This is a genomic window from Fenollaria massiliensis, from assembly GCF_023347705.1.
GTDB classification, from domain to species: Bacteria; Bacillota; Clostridia; order Tissierellales; family Peptoniphilaceae; genus Fenollaria; species Fenollaria massiliensis.
In genome coordinates this window covers 873876-889703 of sequence record NZ_CP096649.1, presented here as the reverse complement: position 1 = coordinate 889703, position 15828 = coordinate 873876, and the positions used below count along the sequence as shown (strand labels likewise).

The following is a 15828-nucleotide window of genomic DNA, read 5'->3' as shown; positions in this document are numbered from 1 at the left end:
AGGATATTATGGCTGAATACAAATTAAAAGCACAAAAGCGTGAAGCTGTAGGAAAAAATAAAGTTGATAAAATTAGACAAAATGAACAATTACCAGCAGCAATTTTCCAAAAAGGAAAAGAATCAGAACACATTACTATCAATGATCTAGAATTCAAAATGTTATACCAAAAAGCAGGTATGACAAGTATCATAGATCTTGACATCGATGGAGCTGTTAGACCAGCTATCATTAAGGAAATTCAAAGACACCCATTCAAAAATCAAATTCTACATGTTGGTTTCCAAGGAATTAACATGGATGAAAAGATTAAGATCGAAGTTCCAGTTGAATTACTTAACAGAGATGAAATCAGAAAACAACCATCTGTATTAAATCAACAACTTGATACTATCGAAGTTCTTGTATTACCAAGTAACATTCCAGATAGTTTCTCAATTGATGTTCAAAACATGGAATATGATGACTCATTCACAGTTAAGGATATAGTTGGTGACAACAAAGATGTTGAAGTACTTATAGATCTAGATGAAGTTGTATGTTCATTATCAGCACCAAGAGAAGAAAAAGAAGAAGAAGCAGTTGAAACTTCAGCAGCTGATGTACCTGTAGTAGGTAAAGAAGAAAAAGAAGAAGCAGACAACGAATAATATTGTTTATATGGCCTTGCCGCTCGTTAAGAGTAGCGAGGCTTTTTATTTTGTATAAAATTATTTAATTAAAAAGTAAATTATAATCAGTATACTTCTTGACTTAGAGAAATATTTATTTTATAATAAATATGTATGCAAAGGAGAAAAATATGATTAAAAAACCTAAGTTAAGAATAGATATAATTTTAGTAATGTCAATACTGGCGCTACTTGCTTTTGGCACCATCATGGTATATTCAACTACACTATCATTTGCAAAGCCAGTACAAAACGGCTTAATGAAAACACATTTTTTGTCTTTAGCATTAGGACTAGTTGTGATGTTTACTTTGATGATAATCGATTACAATATATGGGGCAAGCTATACCTTTTTATATATGCTGGATGCATCTTATTATTAGTGGCAACACTTATATTTGGAAAAACTGTTCACGATGCGAAAAGCTGGATACAGATAGGATCTAGATTTTCTTTTCAGCCATCAGAGTTTGTAAAGGTAGGTTTAATAATATCACTTGCAAAGTACATAGATAAAAATATAGAAAATTTAAATAATCCATTTGTTTTACTTAAAATACTTGCATTTGCATTCTTACCAGTTTTTTTGATACTTTTACAACCAGATTTTGGTACAGCAATTGTATATGTATTTTTCATTTTCATAATGATATTTTCACAAGGAATTTCTTTAAAATATGTTATGTACGCCATAGGCTTAGGAATTTTATCAATACCAGCTTTATGGTTTTCAATGAACCAATATCAAAAGAACAGAATATATGACTTTCTTGATCCAACAAGAGATGCTATGGGCTCAGGTAGACAAGTTATTCAAGGGAAGATTGCCTTGGGCTCGGGTAAATTTTTTGGCAGAGGCTTATTTAAGGGCACACAAAACTTATATAAATATGTTCCAGAAAAACACACAGACTCAATATTTGCTATAGTTGGAGAGGAAACGGGATTTTTAGGCGGAGCAATAATGATATTTTTATATTATATTATGCTACACAGAATGATCAATATTGCTAAAAATTCTGACAATGTATTTGGTTCAGCAATGGTATCAGGATTTTTAGGTATGTTTTTATTTCATATAGTGCAAAACATAGGTATGATACTAGGAATTTTACCAGTTACAGGAATTCCTCTACCATTTATAAGCTATGCAGGAACCTTCCAATTAACAGGCCTTGCGTGTATAGGTCTAGTTCTTTCTGTTAATTATAATAGAGGAGCAAAAAGATTTACTGACGATAGTTTTGAATTATTAAAATGATCATAAAACACAGTGAACTTGATAAATTAAAAAAAAAATACAGCGTTGATGCATTTAGGATTACCGATGCATCAAGATTAGATTTGCTTGGAGATGCATCAAATGAATTTACTAAGTACAATAAGGAAGAAAGATTAAATCCAAAAACTCTTTTTCCGAATGCTAAAAGTATAATTGTTTTTGGCTTAAGTTATAATTATAAAAAAGCAGAGAAAAAAGATGGCACTTATTTATTATCAAGGTCATCTTATGGATATGACTATCACAAAATTTTCAAGGAAAAGCTTGATAAAATTGATAAAGAATTATTTTTAGATGAGAAAAGTGAAAGTCATGTCTTTGTTGACACAGGTCCTTTGATTGAAAGACTTCTTGCAAAAAAATCAGGATTAGGATTTTTAGGTAAAAACACATGCATTATTAATCCAAATTTGGGTTCTTTTATCTTTATTGGGTATATAATAAGTAATGAGCCTAGTGATTTTTTTGATGAAAGTCTAAAAATTGATTGCGGCGCATGTGATATATGTGAGAGAGCTTGTCCAAATAGAGCACTTTGCGGCTATAAGATGCAGATGACAAAGTGTCTATCGTATATCACTCAAAAAAAGGGCGACTTAAGTGAATTTGAAAAGAAAAATATAAAGACTTACATATATGGCTGTGACATTTGCCAGGAAGTCTGCCCTTATAATAAAAATGCCAAAAAAGTTTATCATGAAGAGTTTCATGAATTGGATGACTATGGACTTGTATATAAAGATGATTTTAACTTAAGCAATAGAGAATTTAAAGAAAAATATAAAGCCATGGCAGCCTTATGGCGAGGCAAAAAAATCCTCGAAAGAAATGCAAATATTATAGATAATAATAAAAATGATATAGTCAAATGAAAGGAAGGGTATTATGTCAAATGTACACGAATTAGGATTTTTAAAAGACAAAATCCAAGAGTTAAAAGATCAAGGAGTTTATAGAAAATTACCTATATTAAGCTCACCTGATGACGCTGAAATTATTTTAAATGGTAAGAAGGTAATAAACTTATCATCAAACAACTACTTAGGTTTTGCTAACAACCCTAGAATTAAAAAAGCTTCTATCGCAATGGTAGAAAAATACGGGGCAGGCTCAGGAGCTGTTAGAACCATAGTTGGTAACATGGATATCCATGAAGAACTTGAAAAAGTTTTAGCAGAGTTCAAAAGAGAAGAAAGAGCCTTCATCTATCAATCAGGATTCAACTGTAACGCAGGTACTATCCAAGCGGTAACTGAAAAAGGCGACTTAATAATCTCTGATGAGTTAAATCACGCTTCAATCATCGACGGCTCAAGACTTTCCAAAGCAGATAGAGCTATATTTAAGCACTCTGATATGGATAGCTTGGAAGATGTTTTAAAAGAAAAGAGAAAAGATTATAGAAATGTTCTTATTATAACTGACGGTGTTTTCTCAATGGACGGGGATATAGCTAAGCTTCCTGACATCGTTGATTTAGCTGAAAAATACGAATGTATGACTTATGTTGACGATGCTCACGGATCAGGAGTTCTTGGAGAAAATGGTAGAGGTACAGTTGACCACTTCCATTTACATGGAAGAGTTGATTTCTCAATCGGTACTTTATCAAAAGCTATTGGCTGTATCGGTGGTTATGTAGCTGGTTCAGAAACTATGTATGAATGGCTTATCCACAGAGCAAGACCAGTATTATTCTCAACAAGCTTAACACCAGCATCAGTTGGAGCTATAACTGAAGCTATCAAGATGCTAATGGAAAGCAGTGAATATACTGATAAACTTTGGGATAACGCTAGATACTTCAAGGAAAAATTAGGTAAGCTTGGCTTTAACACAGGTCACAGCGAAACACCTATCACTCCAGTAATTATTGGCGAAGAAGCAAAAGCTATGGAATTCTCAAGAAAATTACTTGAAAACGGAGTATTCGTTTCAGCTATAGTATTCCCAACAGTACCAAGAGGAACTGGTAGAGTAAGATGCATGGTTACAGCAGCTCATACAAAAGAACAACTTGATGAAGCATGCAGAATATTTGAAAAAGTAGGAAAGGAAATGAACATTTTACAATAATGTTCGTTACGAATATGCTTATCAGCATAACTATATATGATGCTTTGAGCTTAAAAGATAAACGCATGGTTGTTAAATCCATCGTAGAAAGAATAAGGTCAAGGTTTAACGTCTCTGTTTGCGAAGCTGCAGATAACGATAAGTGGCAGGTAAGTGATTTAGGATTTTCCTTCGTTTCAAATGAAAGTAAATATAACGAGAAAACTATCGAGAAAATTATAAACTTTATCGATAATGACGATAGGGTTGAAATTACAAACATAGATAAAGAGATGTATAGTTATGAAAAAAGTATTAAATAAAAAAGAAGTAAATACAGTTTTGGACATACTGCGTCAGGATTATCCCGACGCAGGTCCTGAACTGCATTTTAGAAATGAATTTGAGCTTTTGATAGCAACGATATTATCAGCTCAAACAACAGATAAGCAAGTCAATAAGGTTACTGATGTGATGTTTCAAATCATGCCAGAACCAGTTGATTACATAGAAAGACCTCTTTCTGAAATTGAAGATATGGTTAAATCCATAGGCTTTTTCAGAAATAAGGCAAAAAACATACAAAAGACTTGCGATATATTAGTACATAAATACGATAGCCAGGTGCCAAAAACTTTTGAAGAGCTAGTAGAACTACCAGGAGTAGGAAGAAAAACTGCCAATGTAGTATTATCAAATGCGTTTGGCGAACAAAGGATAGCTGTTGATACTCATGTATTTAGAGTTTCAAACAGAATTGGTTTAGTTCATGAAGATAATGTATTGGATACTGAAAAAGCACTTATGAAAAAGCTTCCAAAGGACACTTGGTCACTTGCTCATCATCTTTTGATATTTCATGGAAGAAGAGTATGCAAGGCACAAAGACCATTGTGCTTGGAATGCAATTTGAGCGAGATTTGTTTATATAGAAGGGGAATGGATAAATGAAAAAGGGATTAGCAATATTTATAGTCCTAATATTAATTTTAGGCGGAGGATATTTTGGATATACAAAATATAAAGAGCTTAAAAGGATAGAAGCTATGGAAGAAGCGCTACAAGGAGATAATATTTACTCAGGCATCACCATTGATGGAATTGATGTTGGAGGACTTTCAAAAGAAAAGGCAAAAGAAAAAATTCTTACAGCAAAAGCGAGTGAATTAGAAGGAAAAAATATCAACGTAACTGTTGAAGACAAAAATTATAACTTTGAGTTAAAAAATCTAGATCATAAGATGGACGTTGATAAAGCAGTTAACGAAGCATACGATTATGCAAGAGAAGGAGAGCTAGAAGAAAGATACAATAAATTTGAGACGCTTAAAGAAAATCCACTAAATATCAATATTGATAAAGAAATTGATTACTCACACGTTGATGAATTTGTATCCAAAATTGCTAGCGAAACTAATTCGGACGCAGTAAATGCAGAATTTAGTGTGAACAATGGCAAAATAACTTCTACTGAGAGTAAAGAAGGAAAAAAATTAAATTCAGAAAAATTAAAAAATGATATAATTGATGCTATAAACAATAGCAAAGAAACAGTTACTGCAAGTGTTGAGACTATTGAGCCAGAGAAAAAACATTCTGAGTTAGAGAAAATTAATGGACTTATAGGTTCATTTACAACAGACATCAGTACTAGCTCAAACGAGAGAAAGACAAATATAAGAGTATCGTCAGATACTGTTTCAAAGAAATTATTGCTTCCTGGAGAGTCTTTCAATTTTAATAATGCTATAGGAGAAGTAACTACAGCAAAAGGTTATAAAAATGCTCATGTATTAAAGGGCGGAGAATATGAGGATGGCTTAGGAGGAGGCATGTGTCAAACTTCAACAACACTATATAACGCTCTTATAAGAGCTGGAGTTAAAATTATTGAAAGACACCCTCATTCAAGAGCAGCTGCTTATGTACCAAAGGGACAAGATTGTGCAGTTTGGAGAGGAACAAAGAATTTAAGATTTAAAAATGATTTTGATTTTCCTATATATATAGACTCAAGTGTGACAAAAAACAAAGTAACATTTTATGTATATGGAGACAAAACTAAAAAAGATTACGATATAAGCTTCAAATCAGAGATAGTTGAAGTAATTAAATCAGAAACCATTGAAAAAGTTGATACTACTCTTAAACCAGGAGAGAGAGTAGTTGATTTCAAGGGTTATGATGGATATAGAGTAGTAACTAATAAAATTATTACTAAAGATGGAAAAGTTATTTCAAATAAACAATTTACAAAAAACTATTATCCAAAGAGAGATACAATAGTTAGAGTTTCTGAAAAATCTGCAGATATTGATAGCTCTGGCCAAGACAGTGGGAATAACGATGCGGTGATTTTGCCATGATAGATATAAAAATACTTGCCTTTGACATGGATGGCACCTTATTAAATAGTGAAAAAATGGTGAGTAGAGGCACATCACTGGAGCTTGAAAGATTAAGTAATGATGGAGTTGAAATAGTTCTCTCAAGCGGTAGACTTCATAAATCAATCGAAGCTTATGCACACATACTGCCATTTAAAACATCAATTGTAGCCACAAATGGAAGCGTGGTCACAGACTATGAAGGCAGAAGGGTTTATGAAAAACCAATCGATACAGATGCTTTTATAAAAGTTGTTGACTTATTATATGATTATAAGATGAACTTTCATTTTTACGGAGTGAATGAGTTTTATAGGCTCAAAGGCACTACATCACTAAACACATACTCAAGAGTGCCTAAAAATATAAAAGACACTATAGATATAATTGAATATAATAACATAAAAGAAATTAAAGAGTCATGCGAGAACAATTCTTATTTTAAAGTATTACTAGTAGAAGAAGATAAAAAATATATTGAAGAAGTAAGACAAGAGCTAAGCAAAATTGATAAAATTAAAATATCGAGTTCTTGGACTAATAATATTGAAATTGTTCCAGAAGGGGTAAATAAAGCTAAATCATTAAAATATCTGTGTAAAAACTTAGGATTGGATCTAAATAATTTAATGTCCTTTGGAGACAACAATAATGACATAGAAATGATAGAAGAATCGAAAGTTGGTGTTGCTATGAGTAATGCTACTAACGAGTTAAAACAAAAAGCAGATTTCATAACTGATTATGACAATGATCATGACGGCATAATGAAATTCTTAAAACAATATTTCTAGGAGGAACTCATGGCGATCAATATAGTTTTACATGAACCAGAGATACCGCACAACACAGGAGCGATAGCGAGGTCTTGCGTTTTAACAAACTCAAGATTGCATCTGATTAAGCCGTTTGGATTTGATTTAGACGACAAACATTTAAAAAGAGCTGGTCTTGATTATTGGAAGTATCTAGATCTTACAATATATGAAGATTTAGACGATTTTTTCGAAAAGAATAAAGATATAAATTTTTATTTGGCAACCACAAAGACCAATAATATTTACTCTGATGTTAAATTTAAAGATGGCGATTTTATTTTCTTCGGCAAAGAAACAGCTGGTTTACCAGAGGATTTGATTAAAAAATATAGCGAAAGAGCAATAAGAATACCAATGATTAAAGATTTAAAAAGATCGTTAAACCTAGCAAACTCTTGTACGGTTATATTGTATGAAGCATTAAGACAGCTTGATTTTATGAATCTTATATAGGTGATGTTATGGATTATTTATTAGGACTTATGGGTGGCCTTGGTTTATTCCTATACGGAATGAGTCTTATGGGAGACGGACTTCAAAAGGCAGCTGGAAACAAATTAAAAAATATTATTGGTGCTTTAACTAAAAATACCTTCATGGGTATATTGGTTGGTACTGTAGTAACAATGATTATACAAAGCTCATCGGCAACTACAGTTATGGTTGTCGGCTTTGTAAACGCAGGACTAATGAACCTATATCAAGCAGTTGGAATCATCTTTGGAGCAAATATTGGTACAACAATCACAGGCCAAATGCTAGCTCTAAATATTTCTAGATACGCACCAATAGCGATATTCATCGGTGTTTTATTATTTATGCTTGGTAAAAAGAAAAAAATAAAAAGCTATGCGGAAATTGTTTTAGGACTTGGTATACTATTCTTTGGTATGGCAGCAATGGGCGATGCGATGAGGCCATTAGGTGAAAGTACAGTTTATGCTAATCTAATGGCAAAATTAACTAATCCATGGTTAGGACTTTTAGTCGGCATTGTAATGACAACAATACTTCAATCATCATCAGCTGCACAAGCCATAATACTTGCACTTGCATCACAAAACATTATCAATATGCACATAGCCTTCCCAATATTATTTGGACAAAACATAGGAACGACAACAACAGCACTTATTTCAAGTATTGGCGCAAGCAGGACAGCAAAGCAAGCGGCATTTATTCACTTTATTTTTAATGTGTTTGGCTCCATAGTATTTTTACTTTTCTTAAAGAATCCAATAGAAGCTTATGTAGTCAATACTTTTAGTTCAGCTACAACACAAATCGCTATGGCACATACATTCTTTAACGTAATAAATGTACTTTGGATGATGCCATTTGCCAAAGTTTTGGTTAAGATTGCACAAAAACTTATACCAGAAAGTGACAATAAAGAAGATAAGTATGCTATTCACCTAGACTATCGTATATTAACTACACCAGGTTTAGCCATAGGAACAGTTATGGATGAATTGACAAGAATGAATGATTTAGTTTTACAAAACATAGAAGATTCAAGAAACTTATTAATTAACAAAAAAATTGAGCTTATGGAAGTTATTTACGATAGAGAAGATCTTATAAACAGTCTACAAAAAGAAATTATAGATTATTTAGTAAAGGTATCAACTTCGGGACTATCTAAAGAACAACACGAAACAGTCGACGATTTATTCTTTATAGTAAACGATATTGAAAGAGCTGGAGACCATGTTAAAAATATTACTCAACTAAGTGAAGAAAGAATAAACATGGATATACATTTTACTGGAGAAGGCAAAAAAGAACTTAACGAAATGTATGATTTAACAGTAAAAGTATTTACACTTACAATGAGCGCATACAGAGCGATGTCTGAAGATATGGCGTATGATATAGTTGAAGTAGAAAAGAAGATAGACGTATGCGAAAAAGAATTTAGAGAGAAACACTTTAGAAGACTTATGTCAAATGAATGCGAAGAAGAGCAAGGCATTATATTCTTAGATACAATATCGAACCTTGAAAGAATAGGTGACCATGCAGACAATATCGCAGGATATATATTAAAACATTTTGAATAAATTATAAAACTATAGAATAGTAGCAAAGATTTTTTAATTCAGATATAAAAAAATAAAATACAGAAAAGCTTGCAATTTTATACTATTTGTAGTATAATATAGTTAGTAAAGAACTGGACGACAGATGCGGGAGAGAACGTATGTCACCGAAGGGTAAAGAATTTGAGCTCACTACTCTAATTCAAAAGTCTCAGGTAAAAGAACCGTATTTTGACAGTACTCTGGAAAGCTTTTAGCACCGATGGAGCAATCTTGTTTAAGAGAATCTCACAGGTTATAGACAGAGAACAAGAGTGGCTTGTTTTCTGTTTTTTAATTTACGGACAATTTATTAATAAACAATATGTAGTATAAGGAGGAATATCATAATGTATGATGTAATTATTATTGGAGGAGGCCCTGCAGGACTTGCAGCTGGCTTATACGCTTCAAGAGCAAGACTTAAAACTCTTATCCTAGAAAAGGAAAAAGCAGGCGGACAAATAGTTATAACTGATGAAGTTGCTAACTATCCTGGTTCAGTTGAAGAAGCTTCAGGCCCAAGCCTAATTAAGAGAATGAAAGATCAAGTAGACAACTTTGGCGCAGAATTCGTTATAGACACAGTTGAAAAACTAGAACTTAACGATAAAGTTAAAAAAGTTGTTTGCAAAGACAAAACTTATGAAGGCAAAACTGTTATAGTTGCTACAGGCGCTACACCAAGAAAGATTGGTTGCCCAGGCGAACAAGAATTCACAGGCAGAGGCGTAAGCTACTGTGCAACATGCGACGCTAACTTCTTTGAAGACATGGAAGTTTATGTTGTTGGTGGTGGAGACTCAGCTTTCGAAGAAGCAATGTATCTATCTAAATTTGCTAGAAAAGTTACACTTGTTTACAGAAAAGGCAAAGATGAAGCACGCGCAGCTGAAAGTATTAAGGAAAAAGCATACAAGAATCCAAAACTTGACTATATCTGGAACGCAACAGTTGTAGAAGTAAAAGGTGATGGTATTCTAACAAGCATAGTACTTGAAGATACTAAGACAAAAGAAAGAAGAGAAATATTTGCTGACGAAAACGACGGAACATTTGGTTTATTCGTATTCGTAGGATATACACCAAAGAACGATATAGTTGAAGGCTTACTAGATATGGAAGGCGGATACATCGTAACAGATGAAAACATGCACACAAATATCCCTGGAGTATTTGCAGCTGGAGATAACAGAAAGAAAGAATTAAGACAAGTTGTTACAGCAACAGCAGACGGAGCTATAGCAGCTACACAAGCTGAAAAGTATATTAACGAGCACTTTGCAGACTAATAGTCTGAAGTATAAATTAAAGAATTTAGAGAAATTTTAAGGGGGAATCGCAATGTTAGAAGTAACAAAGGACAATTTCGAACAAGAAGTTAAACAAGCTGAAGGATATGTATTAGTGGATTTCTGGGGACCTACATGTGAACCATGCAAGGCTTTAATGCCACACATCCACGCTATGGAAGATGAATTCAAAAACGTTAAATTCACGTCATTCGATATTTCAAAAGGAAGAAGATTAGCAATTGGCGAAAAAGTTATGGGTTTACCAGTAATTGCTATCTATAAAGATGGTTCTCAAGTTGATTCAAGAGTTAAAGAAGACGCTACTAAAGAATCAGTTAGAGAAATGTTAGAAAAATATAACTAAAGTTTATTTACTATTATATAGTTAAATATATTTAAAATTTTAAGGGAGGTGAGATTATGCGTCTAGAAATAGGCAACGTGCTTATTAAAGATGTTCAATTCGGCCAAGAGACAAAGGTAGAAAATGGAGTTCTATATGTAAATAAAGAAGACATCATCAACCTTTGCAAGGAAGATGAACACATTAAATCTGTAGACGTAGAAATCGCTAGACCGGGAGAAAGTGTTAGAATCACACCGGTTAAAGATGTTGTTGAACCAAGAGTTAAAGTTGAAGGACCTGGCGGAGTATTCCCTGGAATTCTTTCAAAAGTTGATGTAGTTGGTTCAGGTAAAACAAACGTTCTTAAAGGTTGTGCAGTAATGACAACAGGTAAAATTGTTGGTTTCCAAGAAGGTATTGTCGACATGACAGGCCCAGGTGCTCAATATACACCATTCTCAAAAACTAACAACATCGTTGTCATTGCTGAACCAATTGATGGTTTAAAGCAACACGAACATGAAAAAGCTCTAAGATATTGTGGATTCAAGACTGCAGCTTACTTAGCAGAAGCAGCAAGAAACTTGACTCCAGATGAAACAGAAGTTTATGAAACATTACCTTTAATGGAAGGTGCTGAAAAGTTCAAAGGACTTCCAAGAGTTGCATATGTTCAAATGCTACAATCTCAAGGACTTCTACATGACACATATGTTTATGGTGTCGATGCAAAACAAATAGTTCCTACAATTTTATACCCAACTGAAGTTTTTGACGGAGCTATAATCAGTGGTAACTGCGTATCATCATGCGATAAGAACCCATCTTATGTACACATGAACAACCCAGTTGTTAAAGAATTGTACAAAGAACACGGTAAAACTATCAACTTTGTTGGTATGATTATCACTAACGAAAACGTTTATCTTGCAGATAAGGAAAGAAGCTCAAACTGGACTGCAAAATTAACTAGATATCTAGATCTTGATGGAGCTGTTGTTTCACAAGAAGGTTTTGGTAACCCAGATACAGACTTAATCATGAACTGCAAGAAGATCGAAGGACAAGGCGTTAAAACTGTAATCATTACAGACGAATACGCTGGTAGAGACGGTGCTTCTCAATCATTAGCAGACGCTGACAAGGCTGCAGATGCAGTTATTACTGGCGGTAACGCAAATGAATTAATTGAACTACCTAAGATGGACAAAGTTATAGGTCACCCTGAATTTATCGATACAATCGCAGGTGGATTTGACGGTTCATTAAAGGCTGATGGTTCAGTAACAGTTGAAATCCAAGCTATAACAGGAGCTACTTCTGAAGTAGGTTTCGGATATTTAACAGCAAGAGGCAAATAATTAATTAAAAATTTTAAAATTAAAAAATAGGAAAGGAGAGTTTTTGAATGTCAATATTTAATGAAAATTCAAAAGTTGTTATAATTGGCGACAGAGACGGTATTCCTGGTCCTGCTATGGAAGAGTGTGTAAAGACAACTCCAGCAGAAGTTGTATTCTCAGCTACTGAGTGTTTTGTCTGAACTGCAGCTGGCGCTATGGACCTAGAAAACCAAAACAGAGTAAAAGAAGCCGTTGATAAATACGGTGCAGAAAATATAATTGTTTTACTTGGTGGAGGAGAAGCTGAAACAGCAGGCTTAGCAGCTGAAACTGTTACAGCAGGTGACCCTACATGGGCTGGTCCTTTAGCCGGAGTCTCGTTGGGACTTAAGGTATACCATGCATTAGAACCTGAATTTAAGGAAAGTGTAGATGCAGGTGTTTATGACGAACAAATAGGCATGATGGAAATGGTATTAGACGTTGACGCTATTACTAGTGAAATCAAAAATATCAGAGATGAGTACACTCAATATAAATAGTGCCCAAAAATTTTAGTAAAAGGGGGGAAATATGATGAGTAAATTAAAAGTAGTTCATTATATTAACCAATTCTTTGCCGGTGTTGGTGGAGAAGAAAAAGCTGATATAAAACCTTACGTTGAAGAAAAGGTTATGGGTCCTGGTATGGCTTTAAATGGCCAATTTAAAGGAGAAGCTGAAATTGTTGCGACTATAGTATGTGGTGACTCATATTTCGGAGAAAACATAGAAGAAGCAAAAGCAGCTATACTAGAAATGGTTAAAAAATATGAACCGGATCTATTCATCGCAGGACCTGCATTTAACGCAGGAAGATACGGTGTAGCTTGCGCTACAATTACTGACGCAGTACAAAATGAACTTGGAATTCCAGCAGTAACTGGTATGTACGTTGAAAACCCAGGTGCTGATATGTTCAAGAAATCAGTATATATAGTAAGCACAAAGAACAGTGCAGCTGGTATGGTTGATGCTGTTAAACACATGGCTCCATTAGCTCTTAAATTAGCTAAGAAAGAAAAGATCGGTACTCCAGCAGAAGAAGGATACATCGAAAGAGGAGTAAGATACAATCTATTCGTAGAAGAAAGAGGAGCAAGAAGAGCTGTTGACATGATGCTTAAGAAGTTAAAAGGTGAAGAATTTGTTACAGAATATCCAATGCCTAACTTCGACAGAGTTGATCCAAATCCAGCTATAAAAGATATGGCTCACGCAACTATCGCTTTAGTTACATCTGGCGGTATTTGTGCAAAAGGAAACCCAGATCACATTGAAGCATCATCAGCTTCTAAATACGGAAGATATGATATTACAGGTATAGACGCATTCACAAGTGAAAATGCTCAAACAGCTCACGGTGGATATGACCCTGTATATGCAAACGAAGATCCAAACAGAGTTTTACCTCTTGATATCATGAGAGAATTTGAAAAAGAAGGTAAAATTGGTAAGCTATACAATGCATATTTCACAACAGTTGGTAACGGTACTGCCGTTGCAAACGCTAAGAAATTTGCATCAGAATTCTCAAAAGAATTAGTTGAAAACCATGTTGATGGAGTTATATTAACTAGTACCTGAGGTACTTGTACACGTTGCGGTGCAACAATGGTAAAAGAAATTGAACGTGCAGGAATCCCTGTAGTTCACATGTGTACAGTAGTTCCAATTTCATTAACAGTAGGTGCTAACAGAATAGTTCCTACAATAGCTATTCCACATCCTCTTGGAGATCCAAAACTTGATCATGATGAAGAAGTTTCTCTAAGAAGAAAATTAGTTGAAAAAGCATTACATGCTTTAGAAACTGAAGTTGATGGACAAACTGTTTTCGATAAATAATTATTTTAGATAATTATAATTCGCCCTTTCAATTAAGGGCGAAGTACATAATTAGTTTATGTCATAGTATTGCTATGTTATAGATAATTCATAATAAAAAAATATTACGGAGGTGTATGGATGAATTATTCAGTATTAAAGGGTGCAGCTTATGTATTGTTACAAGCACCTGATATGGTAATCCACAATGGAACTACACAAACAACAGAAAGAACTCTACATCCAGATTCAGAGTATCTAAAGGCAGTTCCAAAACATTTAAGAAGTTTCGAAGACTGTGTTAACTATTTACCTAACCAAATTTATATAGGTAATGAAGTTCCTGAAAAATTAAGAGAAGTACCTGAGCCATGGCATGAACACTTACTATCTGGCGCAGACAGACACGGTGTTAAGGGTGAAATTCTTCCACAATCTGAACTTATAGGTATGATGAAAGTTGCAGATGTTTTTGAGTTAGTTTTCTTAACTTCAGAATTTACTGATCAAGTTAGAAAAGAATTCGAAGAACATCCGCTAATCAATGATGAATTAATTGCTAGATTAGGAAAAGGTACTGAATTAGCAGAAATTGAAGGCTTAATCAATGATCACGGTGCTGAAGCAATCATGAACGAAGACAAAATCGTAGGTTGTGTAAAGAGAGCACATGATGTTGACCAAAACTTATCTGCTCACGTAATGTTTGAAAACTTAGTAGTTAAAGCATCAGGTATATTTGCTGCTTTAAACTGTATAGAAAAGAACCACATAGACCCTGCATCAATTGAATATGTGATTGAATGTTCAGAAGAAGCATGTGGCGATATGAATCAAAGAGGTGGCGGTAACTTTGCTAAATCTATAGCAGAATTAACTGGTTTAGTTAACGCATCAGGTTCAGACGTAAGAGGTTTCTGTGCTGCACCTACTCACTCTTTAATTTCAGCTGCTTCTTTAGTACAAGCTGGAACATTTAAGAATGTAATGGTAGTAGCTGGTGGTTCTAGTGCTAAACTTGGCATGAACGGAAGAGACCATGTTAAGAAGGAAATGCCAATAATCGAAGACTGTGTTGCAGGATTTGCATTTGTTGTTTCTCAAAATGATGGAGAACATCCAATAATAAGAACTGATATTGTCGGCAGACATACAGTTGGCACTGGTTCATCACCACAAGCAGTTATCACTTCTTTAGTTACAAATCCACTAACAAAAGCTGGATTAAAAATCATAGATGTAGATAAATATTCAGTAGAAATGCAAAATCCAGATATAACAAGACCAGCTGGAGCAGGTGACGTTCCTGAAGCTAACTTTAAGATGATAGGAGCTTTAGCTGTAAAGAATGGCGAAATTGAAAGAACTGCACTTCCTGATTTTATCGTTGAACATGGTATGAAAGGTTGGGCTCCAACTCAAGGCCATATACCTTCAGGAGCACCTTATCTTGGATTTGTTATAGATGATATCAAGAGCGGAGCAGTAAAAAGAGCTATGATTGTTGGTAAGGGAAGCTTATTCTTAGGTAGAATGACAAACCTATTCGACGGTGTTTCTATAGTAATCGAAAAGAACCCAGGAAAGGTTAGCGAAGAAGGTGCAGCATCTGAAGAAACTATTAAGAAATATGTAGCAGATGCAATGAGAGATTTCGCTAAATCATTCACAGAAGAAAATTAG

16 protein-coding genes and 1 riboswitch are annotated in these 15828 nt (G+C 34.1%); all 16 genes read left to right on the top strand.

The window, feature by feature from the left end; translation table 11 throughout:
- The first annotated feature begins 8 nt into the window (after nucleotides 1–8).
- The 16 genes from M1R53_RS04555 (at nucleotide 9) to grdC (ending at nucleotide 15828) form a co-directional block, all read left to right on the top strand.
- Nucleotides 9–650, top strand: a complete 642-nt coding sequence (locus M1R53_RS04555) for a 50S ribosomal protein L25 (RefSeq protein ID WP_085840124.1) — start codon at nucleotides 9–11, stop codon at nucleotides 648–650.
- A 152-nt stretch (nucleotides 651–802) separates the two neighbouring features.
- Nucleotides 803–1933: a rod shape-determining protein RodA gene (gene rodA / locus M1R53_RS04550; RefSeq protein WP_249242132.1), complete on the top strand. Its 1131-nt coding sequence runs from the start codon at nucleotides 803–805 to the stop codon at nucleotides 1931–1933.
- Nucleotides 1930–2826, top strand: a complete 897-nt coding sequence (gene queG / locus M1R53_RS04545; RefSeq protein WP_249242131.1) for a tRNA epoxyqueuosine(34) reductase QueG — start codon at nucleotides 1930–1932, stop codon at nucleotides 2824–2826. Before rodA ends, queG begins: the two co-directional genes overlap by 4 nt.
- A 13-nt stretch (nucleotides 2827–2839) precedes the next feature.
- Nucleotides 2840–4030 carry a glycine C-acetyltransferase gene (locus M1R53_RS04540; RefSeq protein ID WP_085840127.1) on the top strand — a complete coding sequence of 397 codons (1191 nt, stop codon included), beginning with the start codon at nucleotides 2840–2842 and terminating at the stop codon, nucleotides 4028–4030.
- Complete coding sequence (locus tag M1R53_RS04535; protein ID WP_019213635.1) at nucleotides 4030–4332, top strand: DUF503 domain-containing protein; 303 nt, start codon at nucleotides 4030–4032, stop codon at nucleotides 4330–4332. Before M1R53_RS04540 ends, M1R53_RS04535 begins: the two co-directional genes overlap by 1 nt.
- Entirely contained in the window at nucleotides 4313–4960 is a 648-nt protein-coding gene (gene nth / locus M1R53_RS04530) for an endonuclease III (protein ID WP_249242130.1), read from the top strand. The genes M1R53_RS04535 and nth overlap by 20 nt, the downstream gene beginning before the upstream one ends.
- Nucleotides 4957–6375, top strand: a complete 1419-nt coding sequence (locus M1R53_RS04525; protein WP_249242129.1) for a VanW family protein — start codon at nucleotides 4957–4959, stop codon at nucleotides 6373–6375. Before nth ends, M1R53_RS04525 begins: the two co-directional genes overlap by 4 nt.
- The gene (locus tag M1R53_RS04520; RefSeq protein WP_249242128.1) at nucleotides 6372–7190 is read left to right on the top strand and encodes a Cof-type HAD-IIB family hydrolase; all 819 of its coding nucleotides are present in this window, start codon (nucleotides 6372–6374) and stop codon (nucleotides 7188–7190) included. The genes M1R53_RS04525 and M1R53_RS04520 overlap by 4 nt, the downstream gene beginning before the upstream one ends.
- Before the next feature lie 9 nt (nucleotides 7191–7199).
- Entirely contained in the window at nucleotides 7200–7667 is a 468-nt protein-coding gene (locus M1R53_RS04515) for a tRNA (cytidine(34)-2'-O)-methyltransferase (protein WP_085840130.1), read from the top strand.
- A gap of 8 nt (nucleotides 7668–7675) precedes the next feature.
- The gene (locus M1R53_RS04510) at nucleotides 7676–9277 is read left to right on the top strand and encodes a Na/Pi cotransporter family protein (protein ID WP_249242127.1); all 1602 of its coding nucleotides are present in this window, start codon (nucleotides 7676–7678) and stop codon (nucleotides 9275–9277) included.
- A 117-nt stretch (nucleotides 9278–9394) separates the two neighbouring features.
- Nucleotides 9395–9493, top strand: a riboswitch (glycine riboswitch).
- A gap of 152 nt (nucleotides 9494–9645) precedes the next feature.
- Nucleotides 9646–10587: a thioredoxin-disulfide reductase gene (gene trxB / locus M1R53_RS04505; protein WP_249242126.1), complete on the top strand. Its 942-nt coding sequence runs from the start codon at nucleotides 9646–9648 to the stop codon at nucleotides 10585–10587.
- Nucleotides 10588–10639: 52 nt separating this feature from the next.
- On the top strand, nucleotides 10640–10954 hold the full coding sequence (gene trxA / locus M1R53_RS04500) for a thioredoxin TrxA (RefSeq protein ID WP_019213627.1): 315 nt from the start codon (nucleotides 10640–10642) through the stop codon (nucleotides 10952–10954).
- 56 nt (nucleotides 10955–11010) lie between these two features.
- Nucleotides 11011–12297: a glycine/sarcosine/betaine reductase component B subunit gene (locus tag M1R53_RS04495; protein WP_249242125.1), complete on the top strand. Its 1287-nt coding sequence runs from the start codon at nucleotides 11011–11013 to the stop codon at nucleotides 12295–12297.
- A 47-nt stretch (nucleotides 12298–12344) separates the two neighbouring features.
- Complete coding sequence (grdA, locus tag M1R53_RS04490) at nucleotides 12345–12821, top strand: glycine/sarcosine/betaine reductase complex selenoprotein A (RefSeq protein ID WP_083304710.1); 477 nt, start codon at nucleotides 12345–12347, stop codon at nucleotides 12819–12821.
- Nucleotides 12822–12855: 34 nt separating this feature from the next.
- Nucleotides 12856–14166 carry a glycine reductase complex selenoprotein B gene (gene grdB / locus M1R53_RS04485; RefSeq protein WP_249243197.1) on the top strand — a complete coding sequence of 437 codons (1311 nt, stop codon included), beginning with the start codon at nucleotides 12856–12858 and terminating at the stop codon, nucleotides 14164–14166.
- A gap of 120 nt (nucleotides 14167–14286) precedes the next feature.
- Nucleotides 14287–15828 carry a glycine/sarcosine/betaine reductase complex component C subunit beta gene (gene grdC / locus M1R53_RS04480; RefSeq protein WP_085840133.1) on the top strand — a complete coding sequence of 514 codons (1542 nt, stop codon included), beginning with the start codon at nucleotides 14287–14289 and terminating at the stop codon, nucleotides 15826–15828.